Below are 25,799 nucleotides of genomic sequence, written 5' to 3' on the forward strand. Positions count from 1 at the left end.
CTCGTAAGTTACGCGCAAGCTATGCTACCAGGGCACGGGCTTCAACATGGAGGACGCGGGTGACGGCGCCAAAGGGTCAGGATTTTGCCAGCTTCTCGGCGGATTTGCGCGGACCGGCGGCGGCGGCTGAGTGGCGCGGCAACTGGGCGATGGCGCTGCTCTATCGCCGCCCCGGTATCGCGCTGGCCTGGGTGTTCGCGCAATGCGGGCTGCGCCCCAGCGCGGTCACGCTGATCGCCCTGGCGCTGGCGCTGACAATGCCGCTGCAGGCCTGGCTTGGGCCCATGTGGTTCGCGCCGTGGAGCGTTGCGCTGACGGGCATGCTGTTCCAGATCCTGGACTGCTCTGACGGCACGCTGGCCCGCGCGACCGGCCAAGCCAGCGCGCGCGGCGGCGACATGGATTTCCTCGTGGATATGGCGCAATGGGCGCTGCTTTACGTGTCGATCGGCATCCTGGCGGATCGGGTGATGGAGACGGGCCACGCCTGGACCGCCCTGGCCGCCGGGGCCGCGTGGGCGCGGCTGATGGCGCGGGTGGTGCGCGACCGGCTGGGCAGTCACGCCGATGAAGCCCCTGCCCCTGTCGGCGGTCCCGTTGGCCTGGCAAGCCTGATCCTGGGCGGCATATCGGGCCTGCTGCCGTTCCTAGCGCTCGCCGGGGCCGGCCTGCCCTGGGCGGTTGGCTTCCTGCTGCTCTATGGGCTCCTGGACATTGCCGAGGGGCTCGCGCCGCTCTTGCGAGAATGAGGATCGTCCAGCTTTGCCCCTATGCGATGGACCGCCCCGGCGGGGTGCAGCGCCATGTGCGCGACCTGTCCGCCTGGCTCAACGAAAACGGGCATGAAACGCGCATCATTGCCCCGCCCTCCCCTGGGCAGGCGCCGCGCCAAAGAGGCTCCGTGACCGAGATCGGCTGCGCGCGCATGATCGGCGTGCATGGCACCGGGTTCGAAGTCAGCCTTGCCGCGCCCTGGGCGGCGCGGCGCCTGGCCCAAGAGCTGCGCGACTGGGGCGCCGATCTGGTGCATGCGCACACGCCTTGGACCCCCGCACTGGCCGGGCAGATGATCCGCGCGCTCCGGCTGCCGGTGGTGACAACCATCCACGCGACGCTCCCCGAGGCCGAAGCGCCTGGCTTGGTGGACCGATACATCCGCTGGTCGGCGCGCCGCCACCTGAACCGCGCCGCGCGCGTGGTGGTGCCCTCGCCCGCGCCGCTGCCGATGCTAGAGCGGCTGGTGCCGGGGCTGCAGGCGCAGGTGCTGCCGCCCGCGGTGGACCTCAATGCGCATATGGCGGCCCGCACGGAGGCCACCCCACAAAGCTGCCTGTTTCTTGGCCGCTTGGAGCCCCGCAAGGGGCTGGATGTGCTGCTGAGGGCCTGGCCAAGGGTCGCCGCCGCGATACCAGGCGCGACCCTAACACTCGCAGGCGAAGGCCCAATGCACGATGAGCTGCGCGCCATCGCCGGCGTCACCTATGCCGGGCGCCCCAGCGACGCCGAGGCCGTGCAACTGATGGCACAGGCAGAGTATTTCGTCGCCCCCGCCCCTTACGGCGAGAGCTACGGGCTGGTGCTGGCAGAGGCGATGGCGGCTGGGGCCACCCCGGTTGCGGCTGCGAATGCGGGCTACAGCCATGTGCTGCGCAACCGGCAGGAGCTTTTGGCCCCCCCAGGGGACCCGGACGCGCTTGCCGATAAGCTGATCAGCCTGATGTCACAGGATCGCGGCCCGCAGGGTCGCGCGCCCTTAAAAGAAGCAATCCCCGCCGATGTAACCCTTGCAGCGCCCGACTATGTCAGGCTCTACACAGAGGTCCTCTCTGCGCGCCCCTGACAGCGCTCCGCGTTATCCTCATCGTGCAATGGCGAGCCCCGGCTGGCGGTAAAATCACCCCGGATATGGTCCAGCCAATAGCCAAAATAGCTCTTCTCGGCGCGGATATCGAACACCTCCGGTGCAGTGCGCGTCAGCTTTGGCAACCGGGTCCAGGCCACGTTAGGGAAGGTGTGGTGCTCGTTGTGATAGCCGGTGTTGAAGAGCGGCAGGTTGATCCAACCATAGGTCGAGCGGCTGGGCGCGGTGTCATCCGTGCCCTCATGCTCTGACAGCGACTGGCCCAGGTTCCAGATCCCGAGCTTGCCCAGGAAAAGCGACAGCGCCCACAGGTGATAGAGCAGCGCCCAGGGCCCGAATAGCAGCAGCAGCATGATGTTCGACGCCAGCGACGCCGCGATGAACACGCGCACCTGCCAGCGTGGCGGCCTGGTGGCCTCGATCACCCGCTCGGGGTCCTTCTGCGGGCGACCAGAGATCCAGGCATTCATGCGCGGCAGCACCTCGTCCCCGATCAGGAACCCAAGCGGCAGGCCGTGGATCACAAGCGTCAGACCCGTCAGCAGGCGCTGGATGATGGGGTTGTCGTGGCGCAGCTGCATCCGCGATTGGAAGGCGCAGATGTCCTCGTGCTCATAGTCGCGCTCGTAATCGCCGATGAATGGGTGATGCGAGGTGATGTGCTCGTGCTGGTAGGTCAGCTGCTTGCCGTAGCTACCCAGGATCCATTCGAGCCCGAGATCGAACAAAAGCTTGGGGCGCTCGGCGCGAAATATCAGCTTATGCGCGGTCTCATGCACCAGCGATCCGGCGGCGTGGATCGCGATCTGACCCCAAAAGAAGGCGGCGATGAAGATCACCCAGATCGGCGCGCCCGAGACCGCCCAGGCCATGCCCCAATGCGCCGCAAGGATCACGGGCAACGCAAACACGGTGCGCGGATCGGCGCCCGAGACCTCCTTTAGCTCGGGATGGGCGGCAATCGCCTGACGCCGCAAGTCATTATGGCGCCGCGCCTGCGGCGAGATCCCGGCTTTCTTTCCGCCGGAGGGGAGCTGGCTGGGGGACTGGTCCATGATCGTCCTGTTTGTCTTTGGCGACCATAGCGGCGCCACGGCGCAAGAGGAAGAGAGGCCGTGTCGCGCCTTCCGAGCCCCTCAGGCAGGGTGGGTCTTCTCCCAGGGCGCGGCGTCCGGGAACTTGGCCTGCAGCCAGCCACGCACCAGGCGCTCCACCCGCGGGTTGGGCCGCGCGCCAAAGCTGTCATTCAACGCGATGCTCAGCGGGCGCCGCAGGTCCAGGCGTTTGAGCTGCGCCCAGGTCCAGGGCAGGAAGTTCTCTAGGCTGGCATAGCCCTCGACGCGCCGGGCGTCTTCCATCGGCGCCAGCTGGGCCGCCCCTGTCGCGGCCATCACAAGCGGCACGAACACCTCGGGCGGCACGCCGTCGCCCGCCCGAAAGCGCGCATTCCGCGTCGCGGCAAAGAGATCGTCATAGTCCGACGCGATCGCCGCCATGGCCTCGCGGTCAAACATCTGCGGCCCATGCAGGACCTGGCGCCGCGGGCCCGGCCCGAACCGCTGCGAGAGCACCGCATCCGCATGCGCCAGCGCCAGGTTCCAGGGGCTTGACGTCGCGGGGTTAAGCTTGTCTTGCGGCAGGATCCAATGCCGCCCGAGATTGACAATGGCGCGCCCATCTTCGGCCAGCAAAGCGCCCAGCAGGGCGTTGGAATTGGCCAGAAAGTCGTCCTCGAAATACACAAACCGCCGCGCCAGACCGGGCAGCATGTGCAGGTGGCTGACAATCGCAAAGCTAGAGAAGGTCGGCAGGATCTCGGGCGCCATGACTTGGTCATGGTGCACGACGCGGATCTTTGGATGCGCGGCGTCCAGCCAGGGCGGCACCTGCGGCCGGCAGGTCAGCAGGTAGATCCGGCGCGCCTGCGGCAGGTGCTTGGCCACCGAACGCATCGAATAGCGGATCAGGTCCAGATTATCCCGCGTGCGGTTGGGGTTGAGGTCGCGCTTGTCCGCTGAGTAGCGGTTCAGCTCGTCCAGGTAGCCCGGAAAGCTGTCATCCACCCAAGTGTATACCACATCGAATTCAGCGTCGGTCATGGCGCCCCCTCGCGCTGTCTTCGGCCAGTGGGCGACGCTTTGCAAGCCGGGTGCTTGCCTTCACGCATGGCATTGGGCAGAACCGCCACAAAAGGCATTGGGGATTAAATGATAAAGACCGATCTGATCATCGCCGCAGATTTCGGCACGTCCGGGGTGAAGATCGGCGTTGTGGACGGCGACATGCACCTTGTTGCCCGCGCAGTAGAGCCCTACCCGCTTCACCTGCCGGGTCCCAGCCAGGCCGAGCAACTGCCTGAAGATTGGTGGGCCGGCTTCGCAAGAGGCGTCGGGCGGCTTTCCGCGGAGGTGCCAGATCTTGCCACGCGCTGCCAGGCGATGGTGTTCTGCGCGCAGATGGCCGGGCTCGTTTGCGCCGATGCCAATGGCGCAGCACTACGCCCCGCCTTGGTTTGGCTCGACAAGCGCTCTGCCCCGCTGATGCAGAACGTGCTGGGCGGCTGGCCGCGTGTCTCTGGCTACGGGTTGGGCACCCTTGCGCGATGGCTGCCGGTGGCCAATGGCGCCCCAAGCCATAACGGCATGGACCCGATCGGAAAGATGCTGTGGATCAAGCAGAACGAGCCGCGCGTCTACGAGAATTCCGCATATCTTCTGGATGTGAAGGACTGGCTGGTGCACCGCGCGACGGGCGCTTTTGCGACAACCGCGGACAGCGCGAACCTGACCTGGCTGATGGACACCCGCCCGGGGCGCGAGGGCTGGTCGACCGCCCTGGCAAAGCGCGTCGGGCTGGACCTGGAGAAGCTGCCACCGATTGTGGATGGCGGCTCGGTCGTGGGCGCGTTGACACAGGCGGCCGCGGCGCAGCTTGGCTTGCGCGCCAGCACGCCCGTCGTTGCGGGCGGCGGAGACGTCACGGCCACGGCGCTGGGCTCTGGCGCGGTGGATGACGGCGCGCTGCATATCTGCCTGTCGACCTCAAGCTGGGTCAGCGGCTTCTTCAAGCGCCGGGTGCTGTCGGTTTCGTCCTCTTACGCCACGATCACGTCATCGCTGGGCTTTCGCCCGCTGCTGATCGCGACGCAGGAGAACGCAGGGGCCGCGCTGCATTGGCTGGCCGAGGGGTTCGACCCCCGCCAACGCGACGCCGGTGAAGGCCTAGAGGAGTTCTACGACGATTACGGTGCGCCCGAGCTGGATGATCCGTTCTTTGTGCCTTGGCTCTCGGGCGAGCGCGTGCCCGTCGACGACGAGCGCCTGCGCGGCGCCTTCATAGGCCTGGCGCTGCGCCACGGCCTAAAGGAGATCAAGCGCAGCGTGATCGAAGGCGTCGCCCTAAACACGCGCTGGGCCTTTGAAAAAGTCGCCGCCGAGCGCGACGCCCGCAGCGATGGCACCATACCGCTGGTGGGGGGCGCGGCGCAGAACCCGCATCTGGCACAGGCGCTCTCGGACGCGCTGAACCGCCCGATTGCGGTCGGATATGCGCGCATGAGCGGTGTGCTGGGGGCCGCCTCGATGGCCGCGCCGGCGCTGAAATGGTATGAGACGCCCTGGGAGGCCGCCAAGGTGGTCAACGGCCGCGAGGGTCCCACCTACCTGCCCGACCCCGCGCGGGTCGCTATGATGCGCGAGCGCTACGAACGCCTATCGACCATACGCACCGGGCTGGTGAAGCTATACAAAAAAGGGGGCTAGCCGCGCCATGATCGACGGGCTGATGAAGGACGTTATCGACCCATTATGGGAGCGCATGGCGCAGCCGCTGGTGCGCGCGGGTCTTACGCCAAACCAAGTGACGGCGGCGGGGTTGGCGCTTATCTTGCTGGCCTCCGGCGCGTATCTTCTCCATCAGAGCGCCTGGGTCTTTGGCCTCACCCTGGCGGTGGCCTTCGCCTTTGACGCGCTCGACGGCGCGGTGGCACGCCAACGCGGCATGATGACGAAGCTCGGCGGGTATTTTGATGCGATGGTGGACCGCTACCAAGAGCTGGTCGTGCTTGGCGCGATCGCTTGGGTCAGCGGGCATTGGGCCCTGGCGCTTCTGGGCTTCTCTGGGGCGATGCTGACGAGCTACGCCAAGGCGCGCACAGCCATTGAGGTGCCCGTGGACAACGCCGCCTGGCCGGACCTCTTTGAGCGGCTGGAGCGCGTCATCTACCTTTGCGTGATGCTGGTCCTGGTGGGGGTGACCGGCGCGGATTGGCTTCTGGCGAGCGGATTGGCGCTCTACGCGGCGCTTTGCCATTTCACGGCGCTGCAACGGATGCGCCGGGCCGCCGCCCTTCTGGCGGCCGTCGACGCAGACAAGCCCTAGCGGGAATGCGCGCCGGCTTCGTCGCTCGAGCGCCGGGCCCCATACCCTGTGTCGTTAACGGCGCCGCAACTTATCGACATGCGCCGTTAGAAGCACGAAAAGAAAGGTTGAGATCAGCGCCGGTTCCGTAAGTGCGTAGATCAGATGCAGCTGCGGGGCCTGATCAAAGCTCCAGACGTCTTTGGCCAGAAATAATCCGAGATATGCAAGGGTGAGCGCAATGGCGATCAAACTCAATACGTAACGCACACGCACCCAGAACCTACGCAACAAACCGTCCCGTTCCAGGGCTGCAAGCTCCACGGGGGCGCGCAGCAGGGCTCGGTTAAGGTTGAAATACAGGGCGTTAATCAGCGCTTGACTGACAAAAAACATGTAGCTGCCCATCATGTGCATTTCGCTGAATTCCGCGCCGCGATACCGGCTAAGAACCACCATTCCCACCCCCGAGAGGACCTGCAAGGGCGCGATGCCACAGGCCGTCAGACCAAACAGGCGCCGCAGATCGGACCCCGTATCGGGCAATGCGCGGGCGATCCGCACATAGTGCAGCACCAAAAGGCTCACCCCCACCGACAGGCACACCGCAGATAGGGTGATCCATACCGAGAATACCTGCCCGATGAACTCCGGCGTAATGGCCCGGCTGATGGTTGGCGGCTCGAAATAGACCTCGCGGTGGGTCTCAATGAACCATGCGCGGGCGTAGTAGATCCAGAAATTCACAACCACGAAGGCCGCGCCGTTCAAAACCGCCGCAAGCACGATAATGCGCGGGACGCGTCCGCTTCTGTCGTGGCTTGTGCTTGCCGTTCCATCAACCATGGGTGCGGTTTTATGGCCCTTCGCAAGCCCCGTCACCCCCGTTTGTGCGATTGACCGCCATATACTGATATGATTTCAGCGGCATGGGCCTGCCGCATTGGCCGGGTAACAAGGGAAGCATTTTGGCAGACGAAAACGTCACTTCCACCACACGGGATCTTCTGCGCTATATCCTGCGGGAGAGCGACCTGCTGCGCAGCCCGGTCTTTGTTTTCGTTGTGCTCGCATCCGCGAGCCGCACGGCGCTTATCTTCCTCATCAACGAGACCGCCGCACGGGGTGGGCCCGACATCTGGCTGTTTGCAGCCCTGCTTGCGGCGAGCGCGGTGATGCTTGCGACCTCCCATTGGGCCAAGATGACCGGCGTCTACGTCGTGCAGCGCCTGGCCCTGAAGATGCGCACCCGCATGGCTGGGCGCATCCTGGCGGCGGATGTCGGGTTCTTCCAGAACCGCGACTACGGCCAGATTTATCACGGCTCGACCGGACATGTGAACAGCGTCGCGCAAACTACTATAAAGGTTGCGGAAATTTCGCAGGCAGTACTGCTGTTGCTCTTTATGCTTGGCTATATGCTGTGGCAGTTGCCCGCCTCGGTGCTGGCCACGGTGATTGCTCTGCTGGTTGGCGTGGGTGCGTTCTTTGCGACCGAGGGCCCCGCAACGCGCGCCGTCAAGAAGAGCCACGAGGCCACGGTCGCCTACCACAACTCGGTGCATGACCTGCTGCGCGGCTACAAAGAGCTGCGCCTGCGCCGCGCCCGCCGCCACGACATCTCACAGCGCATTGAGACGCAGGTGAAAGAGGCGCAGCGGCTGACCGTCACCGCCGAGCGCCACTACAGCTATGGCCAGATCAGCGCCAGCGGCGCCCTCGCCGCGCTGCTGATCTCTATCGTGACCGTGCTGCCGCTTCTGGCGGGGGCCGACAGCGTCACAATCCTGCAGATCCTAACGCTGGTCCTGTTCAGCTTCACGCCGATTGAGACGATGATCGGCGATTTGCCCCAGATCGCACGCGCGGGCGTCTCGTTTCGCATCTTCCGCGATCTCGAGGACGGTCTGTCCCGCAACGCCGAGGTACAAGACGGCGCAAAGCCCGGCGTTGATCACCGCGCGGGCTTTAAATCCATCGAGCTTCGCGGCGCAACGGTGCATCTGACCCGCGACGTGGGCGACAACGCCTCTGCCAAGGACAGCTTTACCCTTGGTCCGGTGGATCTGACGCTTGTGCCTGGGCAATCCGTCTTCATCACCGGCGGAAACGGCATGGGCAAGTCCACCCTGCTGCAGCTGCTGACCGGTCTGCGGCATCCGGATGAAGGCGAGATCTTGATCGACGGCACGCCGGTCACCCCCGAAACGATAAGCGATTACCGCAGCGTTTTTGCCGCCGTATTTAGCGAATTCTATATGTTCAAGCGGCTCTACGGTCTGGACGCGCAGGAGCGGGAACGCCTCCTGGAGCATATTGCCGAGATGGGCCTGTCCGAAGGGGTGGCGCTTGAGGAGGAAGAGTTCTCTAACCTCGCGCTGTCCACCGGGCAGATGCGGCGCTTGGCGCTCTCCATCGCTTTGGCCGAGGAGCGCCCCGTAATTGTATTGGACGAATTCGCCGCCGACCAGGACCCCGCCCGGCGGGCCTTCTTCTACGACGTCTTGGTGCCCCGCCTGGCCGCGGATGGTCATTGCGTGGTTGCCGTGACCCATGACGAGCATTGCTTTGACAAGGCGGACAGGCTGATCCGGATGGCCGATGGCAAGATCATCTCGGACGAGATGCAAAAGCCCGCCAAAACGGGCTAAGCTATGCGGGCCGGGATAGCCGGTCGCGCGAAACATCGCTAAGGTGAATGGGACCTGGGCGGCGACGTCGGATGTGCATAGGATAAAAAGCGTTATTTATAAATGGATTATATCGTGAACTTAACCCGTCGAAGCTTTTCCATCGGCGCAACCGCGGCGCTGCTGTCTGGCTGCGCGGGCGGCGGCTCGGTTCCATCGACATCGGCGCGCGGCAATCCGGCTTTGCGACCCGCCGCCTCGCCGCAATTTGACGCCTGGCTGACTGGGTTTCGAGCCCGGGCCGCGGCGCAAGGTATCTCAGAGCAGGTGCTGAACCGGGCCCTGCGCGGCGCCGCCTATCTGCCGGGCGTGATCGAGCGCGATCAGAACCAGTTTCACAAGCGCCGCACGCTGGAGGATTATGTGGCCATTGCCACATCCCAGGAGCGCCTCGCCGGCGGGCGCGCAGCGCTGCGCCGCGCGGGCAAGGCGATGGCAGGAATCGAGGATCGCTTTGGCGTCCCGCCAGAGGTGATGGCAGCGATTTGGGGCGTTGAGACCCGCTATGGCACGTTGCGCGGGGATTTCCCGACAATCTCGTCACTGGCCACGCTTGGCTTTGCCAGCCGCCGCGCGCGCTTCTTTGAGGGCCAGCTGCTGGCGGCTCTGCGCATCCTGCAGCGCGGCGACACCACCCAGGACAAGATGGTCGGGTCCTGGGCCGGCGCTATGGGGCACACCCAGTTCATCCCCACCACGTTTGAGGGCTTTGCGGTCGACTTTGACGGCGATGGGCGGCGGGACGTCTGGGCCGAGGATCCCACCGATGCGCTGGCCTCGACCGCGAATTATCTGGCGAAATCCGGCTGGGTCCGCGGCCCACGTTGGGGCTATGAGGTGCGCCTGCCCACCGGTATGCGCGCGCCAAGCTCGTCGAAATCCGCAACTTGGCGCAGCTTTGCGGATTGGACCGCATCCGGCATTCGCGGCGTGCGGGGCGAGCGCCTGCCAAAGAGCGGCAGCGCGGGTCTTATCCGACCGTCCGGAGATGTGGGCCCAGCCCTGCTGATCACCAAGAATTTCAACGCGATACGGCGCTACAACAACGCCGATAACTATGTCATCGCGGTCGGGCATCTGTCGGACCGGCTTGCGGGGCGGCCCGGTTTCTCGGCCTCCTTCGGGCCTGATGAATACGGGCTGACATTGCAGGACCGCCTCCGCCTGCAAAACCGCCTTGCCGCCAAGGGATACGAGATCGGCACGGTGGATGGGGTGATCGGCAAAAAGACACTCGCCGCCATTGAGGCCTACCAGCGCAAAGCCGGGCTGGCGGTGACTGGCCTGCCATCGCGCGCCCTGCTTGCCGCGCTTTGATCCGCAGAGGTCAGCGCAGAGCCGCGCGTTAACCCATGAGGCCTTTTAGCCCCCGCCAGGTTGGGATATCGCGCGTATATGGCGGATAAAGTGACATCTGCAGGCCTCAAAGAACTGACGGCGCGGCGCTCGCGCCGAGATGGCCCGTCGGCGCAGCCGAGCTTGCCCAACCCGGCCTGGGTGTGGCTTGCGACAGCGGCGATGCTGGCCGCGGCGGCGCTGCTCTTTGCGTCCGGCCATAGCTTCCTGCATGACTACACCCACGACACCTTCATCATTTATGATGGCATCCACCGCCTGGCGGCGGGGCAGATCCCGCATGTCGATTTCAGCACGCCGCTGGGCGTGTTGGGATATCTGGGGCCCTATGCTGGGTATCTGTGGACGGGCAGCTATGGCGGGTCGGTCGAGGCCGGTTCCGTGCTGCTTGCCCTGCTCTTGGGGCCGAATGCGGCCATTCTTTTGGCCCGGCGCGCACATCCCCTGACCTCGATACTGTTTTTATTCGCGATCCTTTGCCTTTGCGTCGTGCCGCTGAACACCGGCGAGGACGGCAACGCGGTCACCGCGGCGATGCATTACAACCGCTGGGGCTGGGCCATACTGACAGTGCTTGGGTTGGCTTTGATCTCGCCATTGCAAGCGCGTCGTTTCGATGCGATTTCGCAGGGCCTTATGGCCGGAGTCTTACTGCTGGCGCTGGCGTTCCTGAAGTTGAGTTATTTCGCGGTCGGCCTTGGCGTTCCTGCGCTAATGCTGATCTATGGCGGCGCACGTCTGCGCGCGGCGTTGCTGGCGTTGCTTGTGATCCCGGCTGGGGGGCTTATCGTTTGGCTGCTTTGGCCCGCACTCCTGCCCGCCTATGCCACGGATCTGCGCATGGCGATTGCGGCCTCCGGTGTTTTGGCGCCGCGCATTGACTTCATTCTGGTGGACAACATCAAGGACATCGCGCTGGTGGTGACCGCCTTCGCGGTGGCGGCCCTGACACGGCGCGCGGACCCGCGCGATGGGCTGCTGCTGGTGTTCTTGATTTCGGGCGGCGTGCTGATCCTGGCGCAAAACTTCCAAAGCCTGGTGATGCCGCTCTTTCTGGTGGGGTTCGTCTATGCCGACCGCCATATCGCGCGGCAGGCTGATGCTGGACTTGGTGCCCGCCTGATCGGGCTCGGCCTGATGGCCGTGTTCCTGAGCACCCCGTCGATTAGACTGGATAAAGGCCGGGCTGCGCTACACGCAATCGCGGTTTGATCCTGAGCTTGTTCAGGTCGAGCTTTCTGGCATCAAAGGCGTGGTGTTTCAACGCAACAGCCTTGGCAATCTGGACGCGGCGCGCCAAGGCGACCGGCGCAACACCGCCGACCTCACCGCCGAACCGGGCGATTACCAGACATGGGGGCTGAGGTTCGGCGCCGAATACATCGCGCTTCTTGCCGATGGCGAGGCCCTTTTGCGCCGCAACGCGGTCACGGATGCCACCGTCATGAGCTTTGACTACTCCAACCCGTTCCCGATGGTGCTTGACCTGCCGCGGCGCAAGGGCGGCTACAACTGGATGCATGCCGGGCGCAACTTGTCAGCGGCGGAGGCGGGCCATATCTCGGACGCGGATTTCTTCGGCGGCGTCGACTACGTGATGGAGCCCTTTGTCGCGACCAACCAAAGGGCGCTCCGCTTTATACAGACAACATATGGGCCGGGGCTTTTGGAGCGTTTCGAGATCCTGGACCAGTCAGAGCTTTGGACGCTTTATGGGCGCAAGGATGCGGCGGCGACGGACTGATCGCTACTCCACGTCGTAGAGATCAGTCCGCCGCGGCGAGCCGCGCCAGTGATGCGTGGTGATTGGCCACAGGTCCTACAGCGGATCGCGAGGGACCTGAATCAGATTTTCAGGCGAAATGCGGCGGAACCGAGCTATGATGTGCGTGTTTGCTTTCAACGTGATGCCTCAATTTAGAAGCGAAACGCCCTAGTACGGCAGGCCGATATAGTTCTCGGCCAAGTCCTTGCGCGCGGTCTCTGACCGCGACAGGTGGTTCAGCGTGGCCCGCCGCATCTGCGCCTCAAAGGGGCTCTCGCCCTCAAACTGGTGCAGCATGGTTGTCATCGACCAGCTAAAGCGCATCGCCTTCCAGATCCGGTTTAGGGCGCGGTCGGAATAGCCATCGATACCCGTCTCGTTGCCGCTCTTTAGGGCGTCGATCAGGGCCTCGGAGAGGTAGTACACATCTGAGACCGCCAGGTTCAGCCCCTTCGCGCCGGTCGGCGGCACGATATGTGCCGCGTCCCCCACAAGGAACAGCCGCCCCCAGCGCAAGGGCTCGGACACAAAGCTGCGCAGCGGCGCCACGGATTTCTCGACGGACGGTCCGGTGACCAGCCTGTCGGCGGTCTCCTTGGGCAGGCGCAGCGAGAGCTCCTCCCAGAACTGATCGTCGGACCAGGCGTTGGGGTCGGTGCCCACGGGCACTTGGATGTAGTAGCGGCTAAGTTCTGCGTTGCGCATCGAGCACAGCCCGAAGCCCCGCGGCGAGTTGGAATACATCACCTCATGGCTCACCGGCGGCGTCTTGGACAGCACGCCCAGCCAGCCAAAGGGATAGACGCGCTCGAACTCCTGGCGCTTGTCTTCGGGGATGGTCTTGCGGCTGACCCCGTGGAACCCGTCGCAGCCCGCCACATAGTCGCAATCCAGGCGGTGGCGCGCGCCCTTCAGCGTGTACTCCACGAAGGGCGCGGTGCCCGTGGCCTCCTGGATGACGACATCCTCGACGCCATGCACGATCGTCGTGCCCATCGCGTCCTGGGCCTCGTAGAGATCGCGGGTCACCTCCGTCTGGCCGTACACCGTCACGCCCCTGCCCGTGAGCTTGTCCAGCTCGATCGGGATCGAGAGGTCGCCATCGGTCAGAAAGCAGCCCTCGTGATAGAACCCTTCGCGGTCCAGCCGGTCGCCCAGCCCCGCCGCGCGCAGGGTGGCCACGGTGCCGCTCTCCAGCACGCCCGCGCGAATGCGCCCAAGCACATGTTCTCGCGTGGCGCGTTCCAGCACCACGGTTTCCACACCCGCCTGGTTCAGTATCTGGCTGAGAAGTAGCCCCGAGGGACCGCCCCCAATGATCGCGACCTGCGTCCGCATTCCTGCGTCTCCTGTTTGTTTGTGCGAGCATAGCAAAGCAATGCGTTCGGTAAATGCCACCCAGGCCGCGAACCGGCGCGATTGCCATTCAATTGCCGTGGACCGCATTAGAAAAGGCTCGGATGCTGGGCTCATGGCCCCGGCAAGGCCCCCCGCGCGCCACCTGATCCAACAATGACGTGTCCACTCCAACACGGTCAGGCCTCACGGCGCTGTGGGATACCGACCGCCAGCACCAGAAAGCATCGTGCCAATGGACCAGTGGCCAACCATGCACTAACCACCACCCCGGACTGCCCGATTGGGGCTCTCCAACGGGGTCCTCTTCCTCTGAATTGAGCCAGCCCCATGCCAAAGCAAGGCCGGTGCTGTGCTAGCGGATGTCCCACTCGTACTGCTGAAACGCGATGCTGCGGGCGCCAAACATCTCTTTTTGGCGGGCCAAACCATGGTTCACAGTGCGCCCGCGATCCGTGGTGGAGATCCCAAAGCTGAACCAATCGCGGTCCGCATAAACGTCACTCAGCAGCGTTTCTATCACCAAATCCAGCGCGCCCAGATCGCGCCCGGCCAGTGAATTAGCCATGTATTGTGTGTGGACCGCCGTACCGCAGTCAAAGATCAAAGCACCGCCCAACATCTGCTCGCCGTTGAAACCCGCAAACAAACGGATTTGGTCTGGGAAACTGGACTGCAAGAGAATGATCTCATCAAGGCTGTGGGTCGCGGTGGCCCCGTGACGCGTGTCTAGAACCTCTGTCAGGATGTCCCAGAAGCTTGCCAAGTCCTTGCTTTCAGAGACGCTGATCCCGGCTCGGCGCGCCTTGCGAATGCCATCCTTGCGCCCGCCGCTCATTGGCAGCCGACGGGGCACAGGTATGGCCGAGCCCAGATCTGAGCGGACAAGCTGAGCACCGGATGTCACCAACGCATAGATATCTGCTTCCGCGGGTTGGGCGTGGAAGATATGCGGGCTCGGCTTGTAGATCAGTTGCTCGATCCCGCGCGTTCGCATGTCATGTTCCAGCGCCTCGATCACGTCGAGCACGGTCGATGCTTTCGTATTTGGTGCCACAAGCAACCCGCCATAGGTCAACCCGCCGTGAGAGTTCAGAGTCTTCCCAGAAAGGTTGGCAGGCAAGAGCGCGACGAGCTTGCCGTCAGCCTCAAAGAGCATCGAGTGATCTTCAAAACGGTTCCGGTGGTAGTCCATGAAACGTCGATCATGCAGGAAAGTGGCGTTCGATGCGCCCGCAACAAATGCGTTCCAGGTTGCGTCGTCGGCGCCATGTTCAAACCGCCGGATTTGGACGTTTGGCGTGCTCACGCCCGGCGCGCCTCGATAAAGATCTCGCTGGCCAGATCGGGGCGCGCGCGCCCCAGCTGATAGAGCCCATCCATTACCTCACGCCCCAGGCTTTCGACGAGCGGCAGCATCTGTGCATGGGTGAATGGCTTTACCAGATGCCCGCCCGTTTCCGTCACACGCAACCCATGGGCTGCCGCCTGGGCGCATAGTCGCTCCAAGTCATAAACTCTGGGCTGCTGCAGAGTGGTATTGCGCGCACTCAGCTCTGTCAGGTCCTGGATCAACCCCATGTTTTGGGCCAATTGACGGTGCATTGAGCGTGCATTCGGCACATTTAGGTGCACCACCGTGTCCGGGCACATACGCGCTGCAATCGCTGACATCAGACTGTCGGCGTCGGGCACCTCATGCAAGAGCCCAGAACAGAGAATGAAATCGGCTGCCCCCAAATCGCTTGGCGCGATCTCCTCGAAGAACCCTTGCACGACATTGAGGTTCGGCAATCCGCTTTGGCGGGCGACCTCGGCAAATGTCGCAGATGGTTCCACAATGGTCCAGCTGTCCCACTGGCCGCCGGCGTTCACGTAGGCCGCAGCCTGAAGGTCCCGACCACATCCCAATTCGATCACATTGGCCGGTCGATAGTGAGACAAGCGTTCCTGCACAAGCTGGCAGCGGTATCGCACCATCTCGGCCTCGAAGCCGTAATCGTCGTTATAGTCCTTGGTGTAGCGCGAAATGCTCTTGTCCATGGCTCGTTCTTTGGGTTTTCTGCCTCAGCCTGTCAATGGACGATCAAACTACCGCGCGTCGTTACATCAGGTTCTTCAACGATCGCTGATATGTGGATGCCATGCTAGCTATTGAGGCTTGATGTCTCTTTTAGAAGGTTCTGTATACCGGGTTTGTCGCGTCCCCGAAGCTTACGCAACGTACGGTTCAATCGCTTGTCCCACCGGCTTTGCCGGGCGTCTTTGTAGGCGACGAACGGTTTGGGCGGCGCATTGGCTGCGATGGCCCCCTCGAAGAAAGCATATTGTTCCTTGGTCACAAGGGCGGCATAGGCACTGGGAAAATCCGCCACTCGATCACGCACCAAGTCCCGAGCAATGCGAATATGGGTTGCCGAGAACGAGCAATTGGCCCCCAGGGTCGGGTTCATAGAGGTGAGCGCATCGCCGACGGGCACATAGTTTTTCGGCGTGCCATCCGCCGTCAGAACCCCAACGTTCCATCGGTTCCGGGGCTTGATGAACATCCGGTTTGGCCCCACGGCCCTGGCACGGCTTAACCAAACGCGCGCCTTTGGATGAGAGTTGGCGAGCTCAAGAAAGGCATCGGGTTCGCGGAACTTTCGCACCAGGTCTCGGTGCTCGGCATGTATCGCCAAAGTCAGCGAGAACCATCCGCCCTGAGCCGGATAAAGGGTCATGTACAGCGCCCCAAAATCATGCCCGCATTCGATCAGCGGGTCAGGCAGACCCTTTGATGACGGCTGATCCAATCTGAAGAATTGGGTGACGTAGACCACGTTACTGGGCTGATCAACACCGGCGCCCGTCTGGACGAGCAGGTCGGACATTAGCGGTGAGTTACCGCCCATCGCATCAATGACAAGCGTGTCTTCTTGAACCGACAGAGGGGCGTTATCCTGAAGGTCAAGTTGCCGGATCGAACCGGCTTTCAGGGCAGCGCCTTGGATTTGGGTTTGGGTTTTCGCTAGGCCGACAGTTTCGCCAAACAATTCCAAAAGCGCGCTGTCGGTCTGCCAACGGGTGGCGAACAGACGGCGGCATTCCTGTGGCACGTCCCCGGTAAGCCGCTTGGACCCGGGGGTGAATTGCAGCGCATGTTTGGCGAAACGATCTAGGATCGCAGGATTGATCTTTCGCAACTCGACCTCGAGCCTGGGCAGAAAGATGTGGCTGTGGGCGCGATGCCCATTCATATCGTCCGGCCCTTTGGGATGCTCGACATCGCGGCCCGGCCCCACCAGATGAGTGACCCGCAAATGCGGGGCCATGGCGATGGCGGCGAGATGCGCGGAGAAACCATCGCCAAGGATCACACAATCTGAGAAGGCATTCTTGCCGGACATGTCTGGGTGTGTGCTCCGTTCGCTTGGGCGGGCTGCGTCTCTGACAGTGTTATCGGCAGAACCACTGCGTCGCAATCAGCATGCCATCAAACCAAAATCGGGTTCGTTATCCAGCGCTGCTGATCATGTGGCCTCAACAATCCGAGAGCGTCAGACGTCGCAATTGCTCGGCCACATACTCTGCGCATTCCATTGACAGATGCGGCCCCATGGGAAGGCTCAAAACGCGGCGGGACATGTCCTGTGCAATTGGGAAGCCTTCCGCCAAGGAAGGATCGTCCCTATAGGCGTTTTGCTGACCAGGGGGCGAAGGGTAATGGATCAGCGTGGCGATGCCGCGCTCGGCCAACCTGGATTGCAACTTGTCCCGCATTTGGTGTTGCACGACGAAAAGGTGATAGACCGGATCCGCGAAATCGGGGGCGTTTGGCAGCACCAGATCTGCATCGCGGAGCGCGTCCAGATAAAAACGCGCGATTTTTTGCCGCCGCGCCGTCCAAGTGTCGAGGCTTGCAAGCTTCACCCGTAGGATGGCCGCCTGAAGAGGGTCCAAACGCGAGTTCGTGCCCAGTATCTCATGCTCATATTTGCGCCGGCTGCCGTAGTTTCCCAGCATGCGGACGCGTTCTGCGATCTTGGCCGAGTTGGTTGTGATGGCGCCGCCATCGCCACCGGCCCCGAGGTTTTTACCGGGATAGAAGCTCCAGCACACAATATCGGCATGGCTACCAATCCGCCGCCCCTTGTACCGCGCGCCATGCGCCTGTGCTGCGTCTTCGATGACGGGAATACCGCGATCTTTGGCGACATCCAAAATGCCATCCAGATCAGCCGGGCAGCCATAAAGATGGACCGGAATTATGGCCTTGGTGGCGGGTGATAGGCGGCTCGAGATACCGTTTGCGTTGATGTTATGACTTGCGGGGTCCGGGTCAACGGGGACAATTGTTGCGCCCACGGCGGACACGGCCAGCCATGTTGCGATGAATGTGTTGGCGGGAACGATGACCTCATCACCGGGGCCGATGCCCAATGCCCGCAAGGCTAACACCAGGGCATCCAGCCCATTGCCGGTGCCAACCGCGAAATCCGCCTGGCAATACCGCGCCCAATCCGCTTCGAAAGCGTCCACTTCGGGGCCGCCGATATAGTATCCGCTTTCCATGACGCGCGCGACAGCGCCATCGATTTGATCCTTCAATTCGCGATAGGCCGCGCCGACGTCTAGAAACGGAACCTTCAATTTGCTGCACTTACAGCTTGTCGGAACATGTCGTAGTCGCGGTAATAGTCCGCCTCGTCGAAGGGAAGTGACGCCAACACCATGCAAACCGCCCCCTGGCTGAAGCTGTCCATCTCTCGCCAAACCATCTGACTGATGTACAATCCCTTCCTTGGGTCCCTCAGCCAGTAGTCGGTGGTGTCAAATCCGTCATCGATCTTCACGCGAAAACTGCCGGACAAGGCGAACAGCACCTGTTGCAGATCCCGGTGCGCGTGGCCGCCGCGCTCTGAATCTACGGGGACGTTGTACAAGTAATAGACGCGTTTGATATCGAATGGGACGTGGCTGTTGCCTTCTATAAAGGTCAGGTCCCCCCGGAAATCGTGAATTTGGGGCAGTTCGACTTCACGAACTTCGCCAAGTTTCTTTTTCATATTTGGCTCCGCGGCGATAGATTTCGACCACAGTTACACAAACGAGCAATCAATCATATCCTTGCTTTTGCGCCGTGAACATCGCCGCATAAAGCCCGTCGCGTTGCAACAACTCTTCATGCGTCCCGCCCTCGATGAGGGTCCCGTTTTCAAGGAAATAGATCTGGTCGGCATTCATGACAGAGGACAACCGGTGCGACACGACAACAGTCGTCTTATTCTTTGTCAGGCGTTGCATGGCCGCCTGAATGCGGTCTTCCGTGCCCTGGTCCAGTGCAGAGGTCGCCTCATCCAACAGGACAATGGGTGCGTCGTTCAAAAAGGCGCGGGCGATGGCAATGCGTTGCTTCTGTCCGCCTGACAATTGGCTGCCTTTCGGCCCCAACGGCGTGTCACCGCGGCTGCGCATGAGGGGCGCAATTTCGGCCGCTTCCGCAGCGGCCCAGATTTCTTCATCACTTGCATCCGTCCGGGCATAGCGGATGTTTTCCTTTATCGTGTCATTGAAGATGACAATATCCTGCGCGACCACGGAGAAGGACTTGCGGAACCGCTCGAGGTCGAGGTCCTTCACATCCGCATCTCCCAAGGTGATTTTCCCATCCCCGACATCGTAGAGGCGCGTCAAAAGGCTGAGGATCGTCGTTTTCCCCGACCCGGTCGGCCCAACCACCGCAGTGACCTCACCCCCCTTGAGGCGCAGGGATAAATCCCGAAACAGCGGCTCCTCGCCCTCATAACCAAAGGTGACATCTTCAAGAACGAAGTCGGATTGCGTGTCGATATCTTGTTCCGGGTTCTCGGCAAGCGCCAGCGCCGAGTTGAGTTTCAGATGCGCGCAAACCGAATCCAGCATGACCAATATCCCCTGCAATTGGGCGAAGTAATTGGCAACGGCCCGGATCGGGTCGAACAAGATCGCAAGACCAAGAAGGAAGGTGATCAGGCCGGCGGCGTCCATCCCGGACGTGTCCGTCAGAATAAGGTATCCGCCGCCCGCGATCACAATCACAAAGACGAAAGCTGTGATTAGGTCAATCAGGGGCGGGATCAGCGCCTGGGTGGACAAAAGGCGATAATTCAGGGTTCGAATAAGGCCGGAAGCGTTGAATAACCGATCCTGCTCATACTCCTCCTGGCCGGTTATTTTGACGGTGCGCATGCCGCTCGACATCTCTTCGATGTTGGTGACGTAGTCGCTGGTCGCCTTCTCGACACCGATTTGCAGGCTGCGGATGCGATGCCCGACAAACTGCATACTCAGCGCGACACTGGGGATCGCGATCAGGGCCGCAGCAAACAAGAGCGGCGATTTGTAAATCAGATAACCCGAAACAACCAAAACCGTGACGGCTTCGCGCACAGCAATCACACTGGTCTGGCCCAGAAACGTGCCCAACGCGTTGGCTTGGGCGACGACACGGTGGATGATTTCGCCGGAATTGGTGCGGTCGAAATACGCCAAATCCAACCGCAGCAGATTCGAGATGATGTCTTTGCGGATTTCCAGCACGATTTCCGACGTCAGCCAGGCAGAGATCCGCGGCGTCGCAAAGGACAGAAATCCGCGCAGCACAAAAATCGCGAAGACCACCGCAGAGACCCACAGCAGCTGCGCGACCGTTCCGTTCTCGAAGATGACCCGCAACCCACCTTCGGTCAGCGCAAGAAACTGTTGATACACAACACCTTGCCCAACGATCAGGACCAGCATCACGATCATCCAGGGCGTTTTCTGCTTCAAATAGGTCCGCCAGACCCAATGCAGATTTTCGCGGTCGGGGTCCTGGAAAAACCGCCGCCGTTCTTTGGCCTGTTCACTGCGCTTCATGTCAAACAGCAACCTTTGCGGATCATTGTGCGAGTTCGTAAACGTCCCGCAGACCCTTAGTAGAGTTCATGGTCCGCGTCTATCGGCGGAGCTCAGAGTCTGGCTCAAAACCCGCCCACAGTTCTCCTTACGATATGGCAGGTTGATCTTCTGATGGCGGCGAGCAGTGCCCAAGCCTCTGCGGATGCGATTATGCGCTCCCAGTCCTCCGCCAATCGGCGGCAGCGCCCCAATTGCGTGTCCGCACGCCTTTTGGCCATGACAATGCTGTAAGCTGTCATCCCACAGTTTTGCCACTGTTGCTTTCCCGGGGTATTTCCTATTGGTTCCTTGATTGCCTCAAAAGTCAGATCGCGACCCCCATGCGCCACACAATCTTGCTTATCACCTACAATCAGGAGGGTTTTGTTGGCGAAGCACTAGACTCCATCCTTAACAGCCGACCGCTTCCTTATGAGATCGTGATTTGTGAAGATTGCTCCACCGATGGCACGCGCGATGTTTTGAGCCGCTACCGTGACAAACACCCCGACATTATCAAGCTTCACTTCAACGCCCAGAACCTTGGGATTTGGGGGAACTTGAACAAGGTCTCCAAACTGGCGAGCGGCGACGTGGTCAGCTATCTGGGTGGCGATGATTGGTTTGCCCCGGACCTTTTGGCGAATATGAACCAAACGATTGCGAACAGCGGTCTGGACCCGCAAAAGGACAAGTTCCGCATTTTGCCCAACACAATTATCTGGTCACCGGGACATCAGGATCGGCTCCCACACAACGAAGACCACATAAAGTCATATACCCCGCCCGGACTGTTCCTGAGAAACCTGAACCACAGCCGCCTGCAAGGCATAAGCGCCGCCTTGCATCGCTGCTTTCCTGACTATGCCGATAATTCTGACGACATCGGCTCGTGGGCAGATCTCGTACAGGAAGTGGAATTCGCCAAACATGCGGAACATCTGCTGATCGGGGACTATGATGGAAGCTATTATCGACAGTTTGTTGGTGTCGTGGCGAAGCAATCGGATCGGGAACTTTCGGAGAGCTATTTGCGAGCCGTGGAGCAGATCATAGAAAACGCGTCGTCAGAAAACGGCGAGCTGGCGGAATGCGACAAAAGTTATGCGCAAATTCTGGCAGGTATGGTCCGTCAGGAAATAGATACAGATCTGCCAGCACTTTTCCCATTGACGAAACAAGTTTATCGCCATTTGCGCAATTTTCCGCAGGACCGGAAAATCGTTTCCAGACGACTTCGGATCATCTGGGAGAAGTCGCTTGGGAACGCACTGAAACGCAAGCTGGGACTGATGCGTTAGTTGGCTGATCTGGGGGAAGTTATGGGACTTGCCTCAGTTATTCCGGCGTAGGGAAAACACTACTGTGTGCGGTGCGCGGCGACCCGGTGCCTGTCTGCACTTTTCTACGTTTTCGATCCGCAAAACACTGAACACCAAAAGGCTGCGCCCCGCGGTTCCGCTCACGCCGGACGCGCAACGGCGCGAAATACCTCTGTGACGTGCGCAATGTCGTCTAGCGTCAGGTTGTGGTGGTTTGGCAGATAAAGCCCCAGATCATGCACCTTGTCCGCATTAGGCAATGCGGCGGCCTTGTGGTTCCGCAGCCAAAACGGATGACGCGCGATGTTGCCGCAGATTAAGGGGCGAACTTCAATCTGGGCGTCAGTTAGTGCTTCATACGTCTCAAGGCGGTTCTCGACAAAGGTCCCGTATGCAAAAGAAGACAGCGGGTCAGCTTCGCTTGTCTGCGCAAAAAAGTCGGGCAGCGCGGCGCGATAGGCCTCGAAGTTACGCTCGCGAACTTTGACGATATCATCGAGTTTCAGAAGCTGCGACTGTCCCAGCCGCGCCTGCAGGTCTGTCGAGCGCAGGTTAAAGCCCGCGTGATAGAAGGTGTAAAGGTTACGCACCGCGTCCACGTCATGCGCAGACGTGAGGGCCTCGCGCCGCTCGGGAGACAGGTCGCGGCTCCAGCCGTGAGAGCGCAGAGACAACATCACCTGTTGCAGGTCGCTGTCATCAGTGACGACCATGCCCCCCTCAATCGTCGAGACATGATGGCCGTAATAGAAGCTGAAGCTGCCCGCGGTGCCATGGGTGCCCAGCTTGCGCCCAGCATATGCCGAGCCAAGCGCCTCGCAACTGTCCTCCAGCAGGATCACGCCGTATCGGTCGCAGATCTCTTGGATTTCCTTCAACTTGTTTGCGTGACCCAGCACATGCACGAGGATCAGGACAGAAGGTTCATGGGTTCGGCACAATTCTTCCAGATGATTCAGGTCCAGCCCGAGGTCCATCGGGTCGCAATCGCAAAGCTTTGTGTCGAAGCCGAACTGCAGCAGAGGCGCCACCGTCGTCACCCAGCTGACTGAGGCCGCAATCGCCTTGTTGTTACGCAGCCGCCCGGCCTCTCGCAGGGCATAGATCATCAGCAGGTTGGCCGAGCTGCCCGAGTTCACAAACACGGCATGCTTGCTACCCATCCAATCAGCGAATTGTTCTTCGAAGGATACCGTTTCGTTCGCCTTGGTCAGGCGGTTGCCAGCCAGCATCCAATCGGACAACGCCTGCAGCTCGTCCTGTGTGATCGTGTCGTCAGCTAGATAGACAGGCCGGCTCATCCAAATACTCCTTTGAGCGCGCGCCAGCGCTTTATCATCTTGAGTTCGTGATAGAACTGCTTGACTTCCTTATAGGCGTTTTTCATCGCCAGCGCCTTCGCCTCGTCCTCAGCCGCGCCCACGGTGATCGAGCCTTCATGGGCCAGAAACACTGCCAGCGGCTCGGCGACAAAGCCGATCTTTGGATAGCGCAGCATCGACAAAAGCGAAGCGTACACATCTGGACCCACGCCATGGTAATGCGCCTTAGGCAGAGGCAAACGACCCTGATAGATCGCATCAATCAAGGTGTGACGACGAAATACGCATGCGCCCGGCGAGATGATCGTGCGCAAGATCTTCTTCTCCAGCGCCTTGCGCGGGTAAGTGCCCGTCGCTGGCATCCAATCCTCGAACATGCGCGGCCCGTCCTTGCCGGCACCGTCCTCCAGAACTTCGTGGATCTGCGCCACACTGAACGCAAAGCCAGTGTCTGGGGTCATCACACTCAAGCATGCCTCGATGAAAGTCGGCTGGATCCAGTCGTCATCATATTGCAGATGCACAAACTCGCCAGAGCTGTGCATGATCCCATCAAGCCAGCAGTAATGCGGACCGAAGTCGCGGTCACGCCGCACGTATTGGATCCTGTCGCCATAGCCAGCGGCAACCTCTGGCGTCGCGTCGGTCGAGCCGTGATCGACCACCACCACCTCACAAGCCACGGTTTGAGCAAGCGCGCTGTCGATCGCCCGCGGCAGCAAAGCCGCGCGATTGAAGGTCGGCACCACAATTGAGACACCTTCAGCCATCCAAATCTCCTAAGATCGCCCGAAGGCGAGACGTATCAGCAACGAGTATGTCAGCATGTCCCTTGGGATGAATGTCCAGCGTAACGCTTGACAAGGATTGCACAAACTCCGCGACTTTGGTGCCACAGCCGGCGCCAATATTGACCTCGCCCTCCGCCTCCGTCAGCGCCAGCTTTACCAAACGTTGCGCCGCTTCTTTTGCCGTCAAGAAGTCGCGGAGCGACTCTGCGCCATAAAGCTCGAAGGGTTTGCTCAGATCCTCGGTGGTGAGGCGGCGACTGATCGTGGGGCGCAGGTAGGATCCGGTCTGGGCAGGGTCATGGATCGAAAAAACCCGCCCGCAACACAGCGAGACACCCTTTGTCTGGGCGAAGAACCGTGCCGTGTCTTCCCCCATCAGCTTGGTTTGGCCGTAGACCGAAACAGGTATCGTGGGCGCGGTCTCAGCCAATCGCTCTGCGCTTGGCGCGTAAACATGACCTGACGAGCAGTATAGCATTCGCTTGGATGTCATAGCGGCGCAAAGGTTCGCCGTGCCCGCAACATTCACCGCATAAGCGCGCGCCGGATCAGCCTTGACCTCAGCGACGGGCACCAACGCGGCCAAGTGCAGCACAAGGTCGAGCGGGCCACAATCGTGCAGCGCTTTTTGGGTGGCGTCGCCGTCCGTAAGGTCGGCCGTGTTCCTGATAACATCAGCCTCGGGGCAGAGCCGATCCAGCCAAGCCAGCACGTGCCGCCCTAGTATACCACCTGAGCCCGTGACATAGATCCGCATCAGCCTATCGCCCTGCTACCAAGAGCGCGCACCCATTGCACCAGGGCGCTGCGTCGGATCACCGTCGGCGTGCCGCGCCCCGTCAAGAGCGCCCATGACACCGCACGCGGCAGGCGTTTGGCTTTGGCACATGCAAGCCAGGCCCCGTCGGGCAACGCAACCAACTTGCCGAAATGCTTGCGCCAGATCCTGGCTTTCTCATCCTGCATGCCGGCTTGATCCGAGGACATACCGCCCACCCGATACGTCACGAAACGCTCGGTCACGCCACAATTCGCACCTGCCAGAAAGAGCCGCAGGATCAAGTCGTAATCCGCCGAGATCTTGAACGAGAGATCGAAGCCTCCGAGGTCCAAAAACTGCTGCCGCGACATCACCATGCCGGAATGGCCAAACGGCATCGTCAAAAGTACACGCGAATACCCTCTGCTGATCGTGCCACGGAAAACCCCGCTGGTGATCTCTCCGTCGGGGCCGAGCCCTAAGACAGGGCTAGCGACAAAGTCATGGCCTTCTTCCAGCTTCGCCAGCGCCTTCGCCAACCCGTCGGGATCGTGCAAATAGTCGTCAGAGTTCAGGACAAACAGCCACTCGCCCGTGGCCATTGCGGCGCCCTTGTTCATGGCGTCATAAACGCCTTGATCGGGCTCGCTGATCCACCCCGCTATGCGACCCTCGTCGGCCAGTTTGGCGATACCGTCTGCGGTTCCATCAGACGAGCCGCCATCGATCACCAAATGCTCGCAATCGCGATGGGTCTGCGCCTCCACACTGGCGACGCCTTGCAGAAAGCTCTCCCACCTGCCTGCCTCATGCAGGTTGTAGGTTGCTGTTATGATCGAAATGCGGGCCATCTTAGAGCCGGCTCCCTTCGGCCTGACATTCTGACCGTATGTCAGAGAGTAAGGATCACGTGCAACGGTAAGGTTGAGTGGCTCGGCAAAATAAACGCACATGTTGACCTGGCGGCAAATCCCCGGGTGGAGCACCATGCGCGGGTCGATGAGCCGCAGCATGTGTTTGCCAGGAAGTTGAGCGTCCCGCATTCGTAGGTGGAACCAGTATTCATCCAGCTGGTTGGCGGCTCTGGATGCCCTTGAAGCGGCTACAGAGACGGACCGAGTACGAAGGGAACATGAACTCCGAGCGGAGGTGTAGTGCCGCCGAAGCTCGTGCGGTACCCGCCGAACGAAGTAATAGACACCCTGCTTTACGAAGCTGTGTGCCGCTGTTTTGTTTGCTATCCTGTACTACGCCTTAGCTCATCCCACGAGAAACTGAAGCGATACAATTGCATGTCTTAAAAGATGGTGCCCGAGG

23 protein-coding genes and 1 pseudogene are annotated in these 25,799 nt (G+C 61.4%); 9 read left to right on the plus strand and 15 right to left on the minus strand.

Annotated features, from left to right (window positions below):
- Positions 1-59: 59 nt before the first annotated feature.
- Together AIOL_RS11615 and AIOL_RS11620 are read left to right on the plus strand one after the other, a co-directional pair.
- Complete coding sequence (locus tag AIOL_RS11615; protein ID WP_049643124.1) at positions 60-749, plus strand: CDP-alcohol phosphatidyltransferase family protein; 690 nt, start codon at positions 60-62, stop codon at positions 747-749.
- A complete protein-coding gene (locus AIOL_RS11620) occupies positions 746-1,840 on the plus strand; it encodes a glycosyltransferase family 4 protein (RefSeq protein WP_049643125.1) in 1,095 nt (364 codons plus the stop codon). Before AIOL_RS11615 ends, AIOL_RS11620 begins: the two co-directional genes overlap by 4 nt.
- Here the strand turns inward: AIOL_RS11620 and AIOL_RS11625 are convergent.
- Both AIOL_RS11625 and AIOL_RS11630 read right to left on the minus strand, forming a co-directional pair.
- Positions 1,810-2,916 (minus strand): fatty acid desaturase, encoded by a 1,107-nt coding sequence (locus AIOL_RS11625; protein WP_049643126.1) that lies wholly within the window; start codon positions 2,914-2,916, stop codon positions 1,810-1,812. The two genes, AIOL_RS11620 and AIOL_RS11625, sit on opposite strands and share 31 nt — an antisense overlap.
- Before the next feature lie 81 nt (positions 2,917-2,997).
- A complete protein-coding gene (locus tag AIOL_RS11630; protein ID WP_049643127.1) occupies positions 2,998-3,960 on the minus strand; it encodes a stealth conserved region 3 domain-containing protein in 963 nt (320 codons plus the stop codon).
- Positions 3,961-4,068: 108 nt separating this feature from the next.
- Here AIOL_RS11630 and AIOL_RS11635 point away from each other — a divergent pair, with 108 nt between their 5' ends.
- Together AIOL_RS11635 and AIOL_RS11640 are read left to right on the plus strand one after the other, a co-directional pair.
- Positions 4,069-5,622, plus strand: coding sequence for a xylulokinase (locus AIOL_RS11635; protein WP_049643128.1), 1,554 nt, complete (start codon positions 4,069-4,071; stop codon positions 5,620-5,622).
- A gap of 7 nt (positions 5,623-5,629) precedes the next feature.
- Entirely contained in the window at positions 5,630-6,241 is a 612-nt protein-coding gene (locus AIOL_RS11640; protein WP_049643129.1) for a CDP-alcohol phosphatidyltransferase family protein, read from the plus strand.
- A gap of 54 nt (positions 6,242-6,295) precedes the next feature.
- On the opposite strand, the gene AIOL_RS11645 is transcribed toward AIOL_RS11640, so the two are convergent.
- Positions 6,296-7,066, minus strand: a complete 771-nt coding sequence (locus AIOL_RS11645) for a hypothetical protein (RefSeq protein WP_152912497.1) — start codon at positions 7,064-7,066, stop codon at positions 6,296-6,298.
- Positions 7,067-7,188: 122 nt separating this feature from the next.
- Here AIOL_RS11645 and AIOL_RS11650 point away from each other — a divergent pair, with 122 nt between their 5' ends.
- The 4 genes from AIOL_RS11650 (at position 7,189) to AIOL_RS11665 (ending at position 12,010) form a co-directional block, all read left to right on the plus strand.
- Positions 7,189-8,871, plus strand: a complete 1,683-nt coding sequence (locus AIOL_RS11650; RefSeq protein ID WP_160314472.1) for a cyclic peptide export ABC transporter — start codon at positions 7,189-7,191, stop codon at positions 8,869-8,871.
- A gap of 114 nt (positions 8,872-8,985) precedes the next feature.
- The gene (locus AIOL_RS11655; protein WP_152912498.1) at positions 8,986-10,227 is read left to right on the plus strand and encodes a lytic murein transglycosylase; all 1,242 of its coding nucleotides are present in this window, start codon (positions 8,986-8,988) and stop codon (positions 10,225-10,227) included.
- A 90-nt stretch (positions 10,228-10,317) separates the two neighbouring features.
- Entirely contained in the window at positions 10,318-11,478 is a 1,161-nt protein-coding gene (locus AIOL_RS11660; protein ID WP_152912499.1) for a hypothetical protein, read from the plus strand.
- A 43-nt stretch (positions 11,479-11,521) separates the two neighbouring features.
- Entirely contained in the window at positions 11,522-12,010 is a 489-nt protein-coding gene (locus AIOL_RS11665) for a hypothetical protein (RefSeq protein WP_152912500.1), read from the plus strand.
- Between the two features lie 189 nt (positions 12,011-12,199).
- On the opposite strand, the gene pobA is transcribed toward AIOL_RS11665, so the two are convergent.
- From pobA to AIOL_RS25035, 8 genes and pseudogenes are all read right to left on the minus strand, one after another.
- Positions 12,200-13,369, minus strand: a complete 1,170-nt coding sequence (gene pobA / locus AIOL_RS11670) for a 4-hydroxybenzoate 3-monooxygenase (RefSeq protein WP_049643135.1) — start codon at positions 13,367-13,369, stop codon at positions 12,200-12,202.
- A gap of 373 nt (positions 13,370-13,742) precedes the next feature.
- Positions 13,743-14,696 carry a GNAT family N-acetyltransferase gene (locus AIOL_RS11675; protein ID WP_235438988.1) on the minus strand — a complete coding sequence of 318 codons (954 nt, stop codon included), beginning with the start codon at positions 14,694-14,696 and terminating at the stop codon, positions 13,743-13,745.
- Entirely contained in the window at positions 14,693-15,430 is a 738-nt protein-coding gene (locus tag AIOL_RS11680; RefSeq protein ID WP_049643136.1) for a class I SAM-dependent methyltransferase, read from the minus strand. Before AIOL_RS11680 ends, AIOL_RS11675 begins: the two co-directional genes overlap by 4 nt.
- Before the next feature lie 104 nt (positions 15,431-15,534).
- The gene (locus tag AIOL_RS11685) at positions 15,535-16,776 is read right to left on the minus strand and encodes a hypothetical protein (protein ID WP_049643137.1); all 1,242 of its coding nucleotides are present in this window, start codon (positions 16,774-16,776) and stop codon (positions 15,535-15,537) included.
- Between the two features lie 133 nt (positions 16,777-16,909).
- On the minus strand, positions 16,910-18,106 hold the full coding sequence (locus tag AIOL_RS11690; RefSeq protein ID WP_326973105.1) for a DegT/DnrJ/EryC1/StrS family aminotransferase: 1,197 nt from the start codon (positions 18,104-18,106) through the stop codon (positions 16,910-16,912).
- Positions 18,016-18,435: a sugar 3,4-ketoisomerase gene (locus AIOL_RS11695; protein WP_049643139.1), complete on the minus strand. Its 420-nt coding sequence runs from the start codon at positions 18,433-18,435 to the stop codon at positions 18,016-18,018. Before AIOL_RS11695 ends, AIOL_RS11690 begins: the two co-directional genes overlap by 91 nt.
- 49 nt (positions 18,436-18,484) lie before the next feature.
- On the minus strand, positions 18,485-20,266 hold the full coding sequence (locus AIOL_RS11700; RefSeq protein ID WP_049645410.1) for an ABC transporter ATP-binding protein: 1,782 nt from the start codon (positions 20,264-20,266) through the stop codon (positions 18,485-18,487).
- A 104-nt stretch (positions 20,267-20,370) separates the two neighbouring features.
- A pseudogene (locus AIOL_RS25035) lies at positions 20,371-20,499 on the minus strand (IS5/IS1182 family transposase); the annotation flags it as partial.
- 129 nt (positions 20,500-20,628) lie between these two features.
- On the opposite strand from AIOL_RS25035, the gene AIOL_RS11705 reads away from it, so the two are divergent.
- Complete coding sequence (locus AIOL_RS11705; RefSeq protein ID WP_049643140.1) at positions 20,629-21,588, plus strand: glycosyltransferase family 2 protein; 960 nt, start codon at positions 20,629-20,631, stop codon at positions 21,586-21,588.
- Positions 21,589-21,749: 161 nt separating this feature from the next.
- On the opposite strand, the gene AIOL_RS11710 is transcribed toward AIOL_RS11705, so the two are convergent.
- Genes AIOL_RS11710 through AIOL_RS11725 form a run of 4 tightly spaced genes read right to left on the minus strand, consistent with a single transcriptional unit; the run spans position 21,750 to position 25,723 of the window.
- The gene (locus AIOL_RS11710) at positions 21,750-22,910 is read right to left on the minus strand and encodes a DegT/DnrJ/EryC1/StrS family aminotransferase (protein WP_049643141.1); all 1,161 of its coding nucleotides are present in this window, start codon (positions 22,908-22,910) and stop codon (positions 21,750-21,752) included.
- The gene (locus AIOL_RS11715; RefSeq protein ID WP_049643142.1) at positions 22,907-23,701 is read right to left on the minus strand and encodes a glycosyltransferase family 2 protein; all 795 of its coding nucleotides are present in this window, start codon (positions 23,699-23,701) and stop codon (positions 22,907-22,909) included. Before AIOL_RS11715 ends, AIOL_RS11710 begins: the two co-directional genes overlap by 4 nt.
- A complete protein-coding gene (locus AIOL_RS11720) occupies positions 23,694-24,479 on the minus strand; it encodes an NAD-dependent epimerase/dehydratase family protein (RefSeq protein ID WP_049643143.1) in 786 nt (261 codons plus the stop codon). Before AIOL_RS11720 ends, AIOL_RS11715 begins: the two co-directional genes overlap by 8 nt.
- Positions 24,479-25,723 carry a glycosyltransferase family 2 protein gene (locus AIOL_RS11725; protein WP_326973178.1) on the minus strand — a complete coding sequence of 415 codons (1,245 nt, stop codon included), beginning with the start codon at positions 25,721-25,723 and terminating at the stop codon, positions 24,479-24,481. The genes AIOL_RS11720 and AIOL_RS11725 overlap by 1 nt, the downstream gene beginning before the upstream one ends.
- Positions 25,724-25,799: the final 76 nt, after the last annotated feature.

This window comes from Candidatus Rhodobacter oscarellae, assembly GCF_001078595.1.
Taxonomy (GTDB): Bacteria; Pseudomonadota; Alphaproteobacteria; order Rhodobacterales; family Rhodobacteraceae; genus Rhodobacter_B; species Rhodobacter_B oscarellae.

Bases quoted from the DNA above. Each gene is read 5' to 3' on its own strand.
- AIOL_RS11680 (WP_049643136.1), bottom strand. From the start codon at position 15,430: ATGGACAAGAGCATTTCGCGCTACACCAAGGACTATAACGACGATTAC.
- AIOL_RS11715 (WP_049643142.1), bottom strand. From the start codon at position 23,701: ATGGCTGAAGGTGTCTCAATTGTGGTGCCGACCTTCAATCGCGCGGCT.
- AIOL_RS11700 (WP_049645410.1), bottom strand. From the start codon at position 20,266: ATGAAGCGCAGTGAACAGGCCAAAGAACGGCGGCGGTTTTTCCAGGAC.
- AIOL_RS11710 (WP_049643141.1), bottom strand. From the start codon at position 22,910: ATGAGCCGGCCTGTCTATCTAGCTGACGACACGATCACACAGGACGAG.
- AIOL_RS11640 (WP_049643129.1), top strand. From the start codon at position 5,630: ATGATCGACGGGCTGATGAAGGACGTTATCGACCCATTATGGGAGCGC.
- AIOL_RS11625 (WP_049643126.1), bottom strand. From the start codon at position 2,916: ATGGACCAGTCCCCCAGCCAGCTCCCCTCCGGCGGAAAGAAAGCCGGG.
- AIOL_RS11720 (WP_049643143.1), bottom strand. From the start codon at position 24,479: ATGCGGATCTATGTCACGGGCTCAGGTGGTATACTAGGGCGGCACGTG.
- AIOL_RS11705 (WP_049643140.1), top strand. From the start codon at position 20,629: ATGCGCCACACAATCTTGCTTATCACCTACAATCAGGAGGGTTTTGTT.
- pobA (WP_049643135.1), bottom strand. From the start codon at position 13,369: ATGCGGACGCAGGTCGCGATCATTGGGGGCGGTCCCTCGGGGCTACTT.
- AIOL_RS11645 (WP_152912497.1), bottom strand. From the start codon at position 7,066: ATGGTTGATGGAACGGCAAGCACAAGCCACGACAGAAGCGGACGCGTC.
- AIOL_RS11635 (WP_049643128.1), top strand. From the start codon at position 4,069: ATGATAAAGACCGATCTGATCATCGCCGCAGATTTCGGCACGTCCGGG.
- AIOL_RS11630 (WP_049643127.1), bottom strand. From the start codon at position 3,960: ATGACCGACGCTGAATTCGATGTGGTATACACTTGGGTGGATGACAGC.
- AIOL_RS11695 (WP_049643139.1), bottom strand. From the start codon at position 18,435: ATGAAAAAGAAACTTGGCGAAGTTCGTGAAGTCGAACTGCCCCAAATT.
- AIOL_RS11685 (WP_049643137.1), bottom strand. From the start codon at position 16,776: ATGTCCGGCAAGAATGCCTTCTCAGATTGTGTGATCCTTGGCGATGGT.
- AIOL_RS11620 (WP_049643125.1), top strand. From the start codon at position 746: ATGAGGATCGTCCAGCTTTGCCCCTATGCGATGGACCGCCCCGGCGGG.